Source organism: Natrinema saccharevitans (assembly GCF_001953745.1).
Lineage (GTDB): Archaea > Halobacteriota > Halobacteria > Halobacteriales > Natrialbaceae > Natrinema > Natrinema saccharevitans.
Genome location: NZ_LWLN01000001.1, coordinates 1,252,027 through 1,263,820, shown reverse-complemented (window position 1 = coordinate 1,263,820; position 11,794 = coordinate 1,252,027). Strand labels below are relative to the sequence as shown.

General features: G+C 66.6%; 11 protein-coding genes. 6 read left to right on the top strand and 5 right to left on the bottom strand.

Features of this window, described 5'->3' with window-relative positions; all coding sequences use genetic code 11:
- Window positions 1-103 precede the first annotated feature (103 nt).
- Together gyrB and gyrA are read left to right on the top strand one after the other, a co-directional pair.
- Window positions 104-2,035 carry a DNA topoisomerase (ATP-hydrolyzing) subunit B gene (gene gyrB / locus A6E15_RS06400; protein WP_076144845.1) on the top strand — a complete coding sequence of 644 codons (1,932 nt, stop codon included), beginning with the start codon at window positions 104-106 and terminating at the stop codon, window positions 2,033-2,035.
- A gap of 201 nt (window positions 2,036-2,236) precedes the next feature.
- Window positions 2,237-4,726, top strand: a complete 2,490-nt coding sequence (gyrA, locus tag A6E15_RS06395) for a DNA gyrase subunit A (protein WP_076144844.1) — start codon at window positions 2,237-2,239, stop codon at window positions 4,724-4,726.
- A gap of 107 nt (window positions 4,727-4,833) precedes the next feature.
- Here the strand turns inward: gyrA and A6E15_RS06390 are convergent, their stop codons facing one another.
- Both A6E15_RS06390 and A6E15_RS06385 read right to left on the bottom strand, forming a co-directional pair.
- Window positions 4,834-5,367, bottom strand: coding sequence for an Rrf2 family transcriptional regulator (locus tag A6E15_RS06390; protein ID WP_076144842.1), 534 nt, complete (start codon window positions 5,365-5,367; stop codon window positions 4,834-4,836).
- A gap of 175 nt (window positions 5,368-5,542) precedes the next feature.
- On the bottom strand, window positions 5,543-6,229 hold the full coding sequence (locus tag A6E15_RS06385) for a metal-dependent transcriptional regulator (RefSeq protein WP_076144840.1): 687 nt from the start codon (window positions 6,227-6,229) through the stop codon (window positions 5,543-5,545).
- A gap of 96 nt (window positions 6,230-6,325) precedes the next feature.
- On the opposite strand from A6E15_RS06385, the gene rocF reads away from it, so the two are divergent.
- On the top strand, window positions 6,326-7,246 hold the full coding sequence (gene rocF / locus A6E15_RS06380; RefSeq protein WP_076144838.1) for an arginase: 921 nt from the start codon (window positions 6,326-6,328) through the stop codon (window positions 7,244-7,246).
- A 106-nt stretch (window positions 7,247-7,352) separates the two neighbouring features.
- Window positions 7,353-8,522 (top strand): NAD(P)/FAD-dependent oxidoreductase, encoded by a 1,170-nt coding sequence (locus A6E15_RS06375; protein ID WP_076144836.1) that lies wholly within the window; start codon window positions 7,353-7,355, stop codon window positions 8,520-8,522.
- Window positions 8,523-8,582: 60 nt separating this feature from the next.
- Here the strand turns inward: A6E15_RS06375 and A6E15_RS06370 are convergent, their stop codons facing one another.
- A complete protein-coding gene (locus A6E15_RS06370; RefSeq protein ID WP_076144834.1) occupies window positions 8,583-9,128 on the bottom strand; it encodes an acyltransferase in 546 nt (181 codons plus the stop codon).
- A 130-nt stretch (window positions 9,129-9,258) separates the two neighbouring features.
- On the opposite strand from A6E15_RS06370, the gene A6E15_RS06365 reads away from it, so the two are divergent.
- Entirely contained in the window at window positions 9,259-9,594 is a 336-nt protein-coding gene (locus A6E15_RS06365) for a DUF7344 domain-containing protein (RefSeq protein WP_076144832.1), read from the top strand.
- Between the two features lie 31 nt (window positions 9,595-9,625).
- On the opposite strand, the gene A6E15_RS06360 is transcribed toward A6E15_RS06365, so the two are convergent.
- Both A6E15_RS06360 and A6E15_RS06355 read right to left on the bottom strand, forming a co-directional pair.
- Window positions 9,626-10,459, bottom strand: coding sequence for an Nmad3 family putative nucleotide modification protein (locus A6E15_RS06360; protein ID WP_076144831.1), 834 nt, complete (start codon window positions 10,457-10,459; stop codon window positions 9,626-9,628).
- A 54-nt stretch (window positions 10,460-10,513) separates the two neighbouring features.
- Window positions 10,514-10,774, bottom strand: coding sequence for a hypothetical protein (locus A6E15_RS06355; RefSeq protein ID WP_076144829.1), 261 nt, complete (start codon window positions 10,772-10,774; stop codon window positions 10,514-10,516).
- A 283-nt stretch (window positions 10,775-11,057) separates the two neighbouring features.
- On the opposite strand from A6E15_RS06355, the gene A6E15_RS06350 reads away from it, so the two are divergent.
- Window positions 11,058-11,792: an MBL fold metallo-hydrolase gene (locus A6E15_RS06350; protein WP_076144827.1), complete on the top strand. Its 735-nt coding sequence runs from the start codon at window positions 11,058-11,060 to the stop codon at window positions 11,790-11,792.
- Window positions 11,793-11,794 lie beyond the last annotated feature (2 nt).

The window sequence follows — 11,794 nt, the reverse complement described above, 5'->3', positions numbered from 1 at the left end:
GACGGCGGTTTCGAGTTCGACGCCGCGGGTCGCCGGATTCGCGCTCGCGCGCGTACACGTGACTTTTATTAGGGCCGGACCGCTATCCGAAAGCAGGTTTTACATGTCCCAGGAAAGCGAGTACGGAGCCGGACAGATCCAGGTCTTAGAGGGTCTGGAGGCTGTACGAAAGCGACCGGCGATGTACATCGGCTCTACCGATTCTCGAGGCCTCCACCATCTGGTCTACGAAGTGGTGGACAACTCGATCGACGAGGCGCTGGCCGGCCACTGCGACGACATCACCGTCTCCATCCACGAGGACGGTTCGGTGAGCGTCGCGGACGACGGCCGCGGCATCCCCGTCGACACACACGAGGAGTACGACCGCCCCGCACTCGAGGTCATTCTGACCGTCCTCCACGCCGGGGGCAAGTTCGACAACAAGTCCTACCAGGTCTCCGGCGGCCTTCACGGCGTCGGCGTCTCCGTCGTCAACGCCCTCTCCGAACGCCTCGAGGCCGAAGTCAAACGCGACGGCGGGGTCTTTCGCCACGCCTTCGAGGGCGGTGAGCCCGTCGGCGACATGGAGCGGGTCCGCGATATGGAGTCCGACGAAGAGACCGGCACCCGGATTCGGTTCTGGCCGGACACGGGGATCTTCGAGACGGGCGAGATGTCCTTCTCGACGCTGTCGAACCGACTCCGCGAACTGGCCTTCCTCAATTCCGGCGTTCGCATCACGCTTCGCGACGAGCGCGAGGAGACCGACGACGGCGACGTGGTCGCCGAAACCTACGAGTACGACGGCGGGATCCGTGAGTTCGTCGAGTACCTGAACGAGACGCGCTCGGCGATGCACGAGGATATCATCTACTTCGAGAACGAGGAACAGAACATCCACGTCGAGGTCGCAATGCAGGCCACCGAGGAACTGCAGGGATCGATCCACGCCTTCGCGAACAATATCAACACCCGCGAGGGCGGGACCCACCTCACCGGGTTCAAGACCGCATTGACGCGGTGTGTCAACGACTACGCCAACGAGAACGACCTCCTGTCGGATCTCGACGACAACCTCAAAGGCGAGGACATCCGCGAGGGGCTGACGGCGGTCGTCTCGATCAAACACCCCGATCCCCAGTTCGAGGGCCAGACGAAGACGAAACTCGGCAATTCCGAAGTGCGAGGAATCGTCGAGAGCGCCATGCACGAGGGACTGGGCACCTACTTCGAGGAGCACCCCGACACCGCCGAGGCCATCGTCAGCAAGGCCGTCGAGGCCGCCAAGGCCCGCATGGCCGCCCAGAAGGCCGAAGAACTCACGCGGCGCAAGTCCGCCCTCGAGTCCACCTCGCTGCCCGGGAAACTGGCCGACTGCCAGACCAAGGACCCCGAGGAGGCCGAACTGTTCATCGCGGAGGGCGACTCCGCGGGCGGCAGCGCGAAACAGGCCCGCAACCCCGACTTCCAGGCGATCCTTCCCATCAAGGGGAAGATCTTAAACGTCGAGAAACACCGGCTCGATCGCATCCTCGAGAACGACGAGATCCGGAACATGATCACCGCCATCGGCGCGGGGATCGGCGACGAGTTCGACGTCGACGACGTCCGCTACAAGAAGATCATCATGGCGACCGACGCCGACGTCGACGGGGCACACATCCGGACGCTCCTGCTGACGTTTTTCTACCGGCACATGCGGCCGCTGCTCGAGGGCGGCTACGTCTACGCGACCCAGCCACCGCTGTACCGCATCCGGTACCGCGGCGAGACCTACGACGCGATGACCGAGGCCGAACGCGACGAGATCGTCGCGGAGAAATGCGACGGCAACCCCTCGCAGGTCCAGCGGTTCAAGGGGCTCGGCGAGATGAACCCCCAGCAGCTCTGGGACACGACGATGGACCCGGACAACCGCATCCTCAAGCAGATCACGATCGAGGACGCGGCCGCGGCGGACAAGATGTTCTCCGTCCTGATGGGCGACGCCGTCGAACCCCGCAAGCAGTTCATCAAGGAACACGCGCCGGAAGCCGAGTGGATCGACATCTAGACCCGAACTTTTACCCTGCGTGCGGTCGCTTCGCGACCGCACTCGGTAAAACTTCGATGAAAAGCACTCCTCCCTCCCCGCCGCGCGGCAAGCCGCGCTCCGGGTCGGTCGTCGGCCCGCTCGAGCGTCCGCAGAGCGGACGCTCTCACGGATGCAGTGCTTGCAAGCTGACCGGATACCACCACGAAACCAAATGAAGACATGAGTTCAGACGTACCCGATCCGACTGATATCGAGGCGCGAGCGGTAGAGAACGTCCGCATCGAGGACGAAATGGAGCAGAGCTACATCGACTACGCGATGTCCGTCATCGCGGGCCGTGCGCTCCCCCGCGTCGAGGACGGCCTGAAACCCGTCCACCGGCGCATCCTCTATGCGATGCACGAGATGGGGGTCTCTTCGGGCTCGTCCCACCGGAAGTCCTCCTCGATCGTCGGAGAGACGATGGGTGACTACCACCCCCACGGCGACAGCGCGATCTACGACACCCTGGTCCGGATGGCCCAGGACTTCTCGATGCGGTACCCGCTGGTCGACGGCCAGGGGAACTTCGGCTCGATGGACGGCGATCCGGCCGCCGCCCAGCGGTACACGGAGGCCCGGATGTCGCCGATCTCCGAGGAACTGCTCGCGGACATCGAGAAGGACACCGTCGACTTCTCCGCGAACTACGACGACCGCCTGCAAGAGCCCGACGTGCTGCCGGCGGCGTTCCCGAACCTGCTGGTCAACGGCTCCTCGGGGATCGCCGTCGGGATGTCGACCAACATCCCGCCGCACAACCTCGGCGAGGTCGTCGACGCGACGATCGAACTGATCGACGATCCCGACGCGACGGTCGAGGACCTGATGGACCATATCAAGGGTCCCGACTTTCCGACCGGTGCCAACATCGTCGGCCGCGACGCTATCTACTCCGCCTACAAGACCGGCCGCGGGCGCATCCGCGTCCGCGCCGAGTTCGAGGTCGAGGAGTGGAAAAACGGCCGCGAACGGATCGTCATCACCGAACTCCCCTTCCAGGCCAACAAGGCCCGCCTCGTCGAACGCATCGCCGACGACGTCAACGAGGGCGAAATCGACGGAATCACCGACCTGCGCGACGAGTCCGACCGCGACGGCGTCCGGATCGTCGTCGAACTCAACCGCGGGGCAAACGCCGAGGTCGTCAAGAACAAACTGCTCGAGAACCACCTCGAGAAGACCTTCGGCGTCATCAACCTCGCTCTGGTCGACGGCCAGCCGCGAGTCCTCTCGCTCAAGGAGACCTTAGCGGAGTACGTCGCCCACCGCCGCGAGGTCGTCCGCCGGCGCAGCGAGTACGACCTCGCCGAGGCCGAGGACCGCGCCCACATCCTCGAGGGTCGGTTGACGGCCGTCGAGAACGCCGAGGACGTGGTCGAACTGATCCAGAACAGCGAGACGCGGTCGGACGCGAAGGAGAACCTCCAGGACGCCTACGACTTCTCCGCGGACCAGGCCGACCACATCGTCCGGATGCAACTGGGCAGTCTCACCTCGATGGAGGCCGCCGAGATCGAGGAAGAGTACGAGGCGGTACAGGCCGAGATCGAGCGCCTGACGGAGATCCTCGAGAGCGAGTCGGAGTTGCTCTCGGTCATCAAAGAGGAACTCCGCGAGATCAAAGCCGAGTACGCCGACGACCGCCGCACCTCGATCGTCGAGGATCAGGGGACGGTCACCCACGAGGACCTCATCCCCGAGGAGGAAGTCGTCGTCGTCATGACCGAAGACGACTACGTCAAGCGGATGCCGATCGAGCAGTTCGACCCCCAGGGCCGGGGCGGCAAGGGGATCATCGGCGCGGACGTCAAGGCCGAGGACCGCGTCGCGACGGTTTTCCGGGCCAACACCCACGACTACCTGCTCTGCTTTACGAATCAGGGCGAAGTCTACCGGCTCAAGACCTACGAGATCCCCGAGATGGGCCGGACGGCCCGCGGGAAATCGGCGGTCAACATCCTCGATCTCGACCCCGGCGAGGACATCACGGCCATCGTCGACACCGACGCCCTCGAGGACGACGAGTACGTGACGATGGCTACCCGGAACGGTTACGTCAAACGCACCGCCGGCGAGGCGTTCGACAATATCCGCTCGACGGGAATCATCGCCGCCGATCTCGAGGCGGGCGACGAACTCGTCGACGTCGAGGTCACCGACGGCTCGCAGGATCTGGTCATCGCGACCGAGGGCGGGATGACGATCCGCTTCGACGAGGACGAAGTCCGCGCGATGGGGCGGAACGCCCGCGGCGTCAACGGCATCAAACTGCAGGACGGCGACGCCGTGGCGGGGCTGGTCGCGACCGACGAAGGCGACGAGCAGGCGCTGCTGACGGTGACCGAGAACGGCTACGGCAAGCGGACGCCGCTCTCGGAGTACAGCGCGCAGTCGCGGTACGGCAAGGGCCTGATCGACATCAAGACCGGCGAGCGAAACGGCCCCGTGACGGCCGTCAAGGCCGTCTCCGAGGACGATCAGCTCGTGTTGATGAGCGAGCGCGGGCAGATCGTCCGGACTCGCGTCGACGAGATCTCGACCGTCGGCCGGAACACGATGGGCGTGATCGTCATGGCAGTCGAGGACGGCGACGCGGTCGCTGCGGTCGACGACATCCCGGCGGCCGCCGCCGAATCCGACGACGAGCCGGTCGAAGCGACGGACTGAGCCGACCGCGACTCGGCGCTGTTCGAGCGAGACACGCGGGACTGTTTTCGAACACGACGACGAGAGAACAGCTGCTGGAAAGACGAGAGACGGCGGTCGAGCGCCGATCAGTGAGCCGGTTCTTCGGCGGGCGCGACCATGTCGTCGATCCGCAGGATCAGGATGTTGTTCGTGTCGTCCTTGCCGTCGACGGTCCCCTCGATCAGCAGCTTTGAGAGCGGCGTCGGGCCGACGGTGACCGAATCGTTCTCGTGGATGTCGCTCAGCGTCCCCTGAATGTGGATCTCGGCCCGGCAGAGTTCGGGGTGGTGAACGCTCGAGAGATCGATCTCCTCGATGATGGTGTCGTCGACGGGTTCGCCCTCGTGTTGCATCGGGACCGCGGCGGGCTCGTCCATCTGCTGGATCTCGAGTGCCTCGTATGCGGCTGCAGTGGGCTTGTATCCACCTTTCGGCCCCGGTACACCCTCGACGAGCTGGAGGGCTTTGAGACTCTGCATCTGGTTGCGGATCGTGCCGGGGTTGCGGTCGACCTGTTCCGCGATGTCCTCGCCTTTGATGGCGTCTTCGGACTCCTTGTGGAGGTTCGTGAGCGCGCGGAGGATCTTCTTCTGGCTGGGCGTGAGTTCGATGGATGACATAGGTATTTATTCGTATTTGGTTTCCTTAAACCCGGCGGGTGAGCCCGCGGGATTCGTGGGAGAATGTGACGTTTACAGCGGGGACTCGAAGGCGTTTCTCTTCGTCCGTCGGCGGAAAATCGGCGTCCGTTCGTTCGATCGGCCGCTGATCGACCGTCCGCAGAACCGCGACCGGTTATCCCTGCGGTTCCGGCTCCGCGGGCGTCGTGACCCGGACGTGATGTGCGACTGTTTCGGGCAGCGAGACCGGCTCCTCGCTCTCGCTCGAGCGGGCAGTCACCATGCCGAAGGGGGCGACCTCGAGGATCTCGAGTTCGACGCCGGGTTCGACGCCGTGGTCGGCGAGATAGGAGAGAACCTCGGGGTCGCGGTCGGCGACCTCCGCGACGGTGACGACCGCCCCCTCTCCGAACTCGGAGATCGCCTCGCCGGCGGGCCGCTCCGGCGGCTCGAGGTCGGCGCCCGGGATCGGCGAGCCGTGAGGATCGACCGTGGGTTCGCCCAGCGCGTCGGCGACGCGGGCCTCGAAGTCCTCGCTGATGTGGTGTTCGAGCCGGTCGGCCTCGGCGTGGACCTCCGACCAGTCGTAGTCGAGATGCTCGGTGAGGTAGGCCTCGAGCAGGCGGTGGTGACGAACGATCTCGAGAGCGACCGTCTCGCCCTCGTCGGTCAGCGTGACACCGCGGTACTTCTCGCGGTCGACGAGTTCCCGTTCCTCGAGTTTGTCGAGCATGCTGGTGACCGTCGGCGACGTGACGTCTAACTCCGCGGCGATCTCGGACGTGCGGATCCGCTCGTCGGTCCCGCGTTGGAGCTGATAGATCGCCTTGAGGTAGTCCTCCATCACGTCGCTCAGCATCATCCTGCCCCGGATTTAGACGGGTCTAACCCTAAACCTGTCGCCCTCGAGAACGCCGCGGACCGCCACGATCAAACCCGTCGATCCCGTACCGTGGGTATGGACCGGACCGTCAGGATCATCGGCGCGCCGATGGACTACGGGGCGAACCGTCGGGGGGTCGACATGGGGCCGTCCGCGATCCGGTACGCGGACCTGGCCGACCGGCTGGGCGAAGCCGGTGTCGAACCGATCGACGACGGCGATCTGTCGATGCCCCGCGCCGAGGAACGGGATCCGGACGCCGACCAACCCACACGCGGGAACGCGAAGTTCCTCCGCGAGGTCGAAGACGTCTGCCGGCGGGTGAGCGACCGCGTCGCGGCGACGCTCGCGGACGGGGAGTTCCCCCTCGTTCTCGGCGGGGATCACTCGGTCGCGATCGGTTCGCTGGCGGGATCGGCACGCGAGGCCGACCTCGGCGCGATCTGGTTCGACGCCCACGCGGATCTCAATACGCCCGAGACCTCGCCCAGCGGCAACGTCCACGGGATGCCCCTGGCGGCGGCGCTCGGCTACGGGGCATTCGGCGAGACGGAGTGGGCCCCAGCCCCTCGACTCCGGGCGTCTTCGATCGCGTACGTCGGCCTCCGGAGCATCGACGAGCGCGAACGCGAACTGCTTCGCGAGAGCGAGCTGACCGTCTTTACCATGTCCGACATCGATCAGCGTGGCGTCTCGTCCGTCGTCGAGGACGCCCTCTCGGTCGCGACCGACGGGACCGACGGCGTCCACGTCAGTCTCGACCTCGACTGGCTCGATCCCAAGACCGCGCCCGGCGTCGGCACCCCCGTCCGCGGCGGGGTCACCTACCGGGAGGCCCACGCCGCCCTCGAGGCCCTCTCGCGGCGTGACCGCGCTGACAACATCCTCAGATCGATAGATGTCGTCGAGGTCAATCCGATCCTGGACGAGGGCAACGAGACGGCGACGCTGGCGGCCGAACTGACCGCCAGCGCGTTCGGCAAGCGCATCTTCTGACTGCCCGGCCGTCGATATCCGGCCGCGGAAAGCGGCGCTTGTCAACAGTATTCACGGGGATGCTGGTTTCAACAGCTTTGTATCATAGTGCTTCCCAGTATGCGATATGACTGAGAACGTCGTCGTGCTCGGAGCCGGCTACGCCGGAACCGGCGCGATCACGAAGCTCCAATCCGAACTCGGGGACAACGCGCGACTGACTTGGATCGCCGACGTCGACTATCACCTCGTTCTCCACGAATCCCACCGCGTCATCCGCGATCCCGGCGTCCGTTCGGACATCACCTTCCCCGTCGAGGAGATCGCCGCCCCCGCCACCCGCTTTATCCAGGACGAAGTCGTCGGCCTCGACGTCGACGAACAGGTCGTCGAACTGGAAGAGACCGACGACGTCGAGTACGACTACGTCCTCGTCGGACTGGGCAGCCAGACCGCCTACTACGGCATCCCCGGCCTCGAGGAACACTCCCTGACTCTGAAGAGCCTCGACGACGCGCTGGAGATCCACGAAGCGGTCAAAACGGCCAGTCAGGAGGCGACCCGCGGCGAACCCGCACAGGTCGTCATCGGCGGCGCCGGCCTCTCGGGCATCCAGACCGCCGGCGAGGTCGCCGAGTTCCGCGACGAACACCGCGCGCCGATCGAGATCCACCTCGTCGAGGCACTCGAGGAGATATTCCCCGGCAACGACCCCGAAATCCAGCAGGCTCTGCGGGACCTCCTCGAGGACGCCGGCGTCCAGATTCACACTGACGACCCGATCACCGAAGCCACCGCCGACCACATCGAGTTCGACGAGGCCGACCCCCTCGAGTACGACGTCCTCGTCTGGACCGGCGGCATTACGGGTCGCGACGCCATGGAGGAGGCCGACCTCGAGAAGGAACACAACCGCGTCAACGCGGGCGCGAACTTCCAGACGTCCGACGAGCGCGTCTTCGCTATCGGCGACTCGGCGATCATCGATCAGGGCGACCAGCCCGCGCCGCCGACGGCACAGGCCGCCTGGCAGGCCGCCGAAGTCGCCGGCGAGAACATCGCCCGCGCGATCGAGAACCGCCCGCTGAAGACCTGGGAACACGAGGACAAGGGGACCGTCGTCTCCGTCGGCGACGAGGCCGTCGCCCACGAGGTCAAGCCCGCTTTCGGCATCTCCCTGCCCGTCGACACCTTCGGCGGCGTTCCGGCCAAGAACCTGAAGAAGATGATCGCCGCCCGCTGGATCGCCGACGTCACCTCCTGGAACGAGGCCCGCAAGTCCTGGTCGTCGCTATAGATCGGGTTCGACGAGTTCGGTTTCGCCTCCGTTTTCGCGAGTCGCTCGAGCGAGTACTCCTCAGTCCGGCCGTTCGTCTGTCGATCCGTCACCGGCCGCCTCGCCCATCGGTTCCGCGGGGACGCCCGCGACCGTCGCCCCTGGCGCCACGTCGCGGGTCACCAGCGAGTTCGCCGCCACGCGAGCGTCCGCTCCGATCTCGACGCCGGGCAGGACGATCGCGCCCGCGCCGATCATCGCCCGCTCGCCGACGACGACCTCGCCGGTCCGGTACTCCTCGTAGAGGAACTCGTGACAGAGGATCGTCGCGTCGTAGCCGACGATCGCGTCGGCCTCGACGGTGATCAGGTCAGGCCAGAAGACGTCCGGCGTGGCCTCGAGCCCCCACGAGACCCCCTCGCCGACCGTGACCCCGATCCGGCGCAGGAGCCAGCGCTTGAGTTTGAGACTCGGCGAGATCCGGACCAGCCAGACGACGACGTAGTTGATCGCGACCCGGAGCGGGTTGCGAGCGGCCGTCCAGTGGGCAAGCGAGTTGCGCGGCCCGGGCGTCGCGTGGCGTTCGACGCGCTCGTGTCGCGGCGTCGTATCGTCGGAACCCGTCACTGAATGGTGGTTTCGAGCCGTCGACACATGAAACCGAGCGATGCGGAACCGCGGACCGGCGCGTGGCGATCAGCTGATACCCAACTAGTAAGGCCAGATTAGTGTCGGCGTTCGGACTGATCCCACAGCTATGGCCCGCCCTCGACAGACCGCCCTCGAGACCGAGCCCGTCTACACGCTGCTCACGGACGAGACACACCGAGCCGTCCTCGAGACGCTCCGCGCAGTCGAGTCGACATCACCCGACGAACTCGGTCGTCGCCTCGCCGCGTCGGATCGCTCCCTCGAGGTGAGCGCCGCCGGATCCGCCGACCGTCGTGCGATCGCCGTCGAACTGATCCACTACTACCTGCCGAAACTCGACGATCACGGCGTCGTCGAGTACGATCGGTCGGACGCGACGGTCACGATCGGATCGAACTTCGACGATCTCGAGCCGTTTCTCGACGGGATGGTCTCGTCCTGACGGCGGGAGTCGATCCCCCGCCGGCCGCCGCCTACGGCTGCCGACGGCGATCCGGGTTCCAGCGATCGCGTTCCGCGGCCGTCCGCGCGCTCGGAACCCCGACCAGTTCCCGGAAGGTCGACCCCGAGAGGGCACAGCGATAGGCCGGCTTGTACATCATGTTCTCGCCGCCGGCCTCCACGTTCCACTCCGCATCGATCCCGTCGCGGAGGTAGTACTGTGCCCGCTCGTTGCCCGGCTTGACGTAGTAGTCGCTGAGCCGGATCGGGTCCCGCGCGAAGAGCCCGCCGGGCTCGCGGCCGTCGACGATCACGACCGGCTTCTCGAGGTAGAGGTCGCCGTCCCGGGCGCGTTTCGCGTGTGCGTTCTCGGGGTGGGAAGCGAGGATCGATTCCCGCTCGGCCGGCGGCGTCTCCGGGCCGACGACGGTCACCTCGTCGACGGTGAAGTAGCCGATCAGATAGCGGTGCGCGCGGTCGCCGTCGGGCCGGCGCAGGCCGGCGTAGAACCCCACGACGTCCCCCGGCTCGAGCGCGCGCAGCCGCGAGACGTAGCCGCTGGTCCGGTGTTCGCCGTAGGTCAGCGCCGCGAAGTTGGGATCCCGGTGAAGCGGCCAGGACTCGAGGGCGTCGCCGGCGACGGTCTCGCTCCCGTCGTGGACCGGCTGTGGCGTGATCCGAGTCGTCAGGTCCGCGGCGACGCCGTCGCCGGCCCGCAGGTTCCACGAGCCCAGCGTTTCGGTCTCGGCCGTCTCGCGGGTCTTCTCGGGGATCGGGACGTACTCGAACCGCCCGTCGTCGTACAGCGGGGCCAGGGCGCCGAGGTTCGTGCTGTCGGCGCCGACGCCGGCGAGGACGACCGTCATGGTGTTGTCGTCCGCTCGGGACGGCGAGGGCCTAAAGCCGCCGATCGCGGTCGGTCACCCGTCCGCGCCGCGAGCGAGATAGAACAGCGGGATCGAGAGCGCGAGGAACACCGATCCCAGCCCGGCGATGCCGATCCAGGCCGCCGACAGCCAGCGGTCGGGGAGGACGCCGCCGACCTCGAGGACCCACAGCAGGCTGTAGGTGCCAAGGAGCAAACAGCCGGCCACGTAGAGCCGCAGGAGCCAGCCGGCGATCCGATAGAGCGTCGCCTTCGTGACCGCTGGCGAGAGCGCGTCTTCGAGGTCCTCGATCATCGGCTCACCGTCCGACCGGGTGGGCGACCGCTGCCGTCGGTGACGGCGGTTACGTCACCGCTCGAGCGTCCGAGGTCGCGGGCCGTCGGAAGCGATACCATGGACCGATACCCGACGGTGCGGCGTCGAGCCGCTTGAACCTTCGTGTACTCGCGGCGGGGTCGGACGCCGTGACGACCGCGATTCCGATCGCGTCCGCGTCGATCGTCGCTGTGGCCCGTTCGCGACCGTCGCCACGCTCGCGAGAGGTACCCTTATCGGGGCGGACGTTCCACTTCGGCGTATGCGTGTCACCTTTCTCGGAACGGGTTCGGCGTTGCCCACCGGCGAACGGTTTCAGGCGGGCATCCTCGTCCAGGAGGACGGCCGGACAGTCCTTATCGACTGCGGGGCCGGGGCCCTCCAGCGACTCCAGCAGTCCGGCGTCGGCTACGAGGGCGTCTCGACGGTGCTGCTGACCCACCACCACCTCGATCACGTGTCCGACCTGCTCCCGCTGGTGAAGGCCCGCTGGCTCGCCGGCGAGGACCACCTCGAGGTCGTCGGGCCCCAGGGCACCAAGGCGTTGCTCGACGACCTGCTCGCGGTCCACGAGTACATGCAGGACAAGATCGACCTGCAGGTCCGGGAGGTCGTCCCCGGCGAGTTCTCGGTCGGCGGCTTCGACGTCTCGGCCTACGAGACGCGCCACTCGCTGCCGTGTCTGGCCTACCGGTTCGACGATCGGTTTACCTTCAGCGGCGACAGCGAGGCCTTCGCGGGACTGGCCAACTTCGCCGAGGGGTCGGCGATCCTCGCCCACGACTGCTCGTTCCCCGACGACGTCGACGTCTCGAACCACCCGACGCCGGACAGCCTCGGCCGCGCGCTGGCCGGCCGGGAGATCGGCCGGGTCTACCTGACCCATCTCTACCCCCACACCGAGGGCCGTCACGAGGAAATGCTCGAGTCGATCGGGAGCCACTACGACGGCGACGTTCGGTTCGCCGAAGATCTCCAGACGATTTCGATCGAATAAGT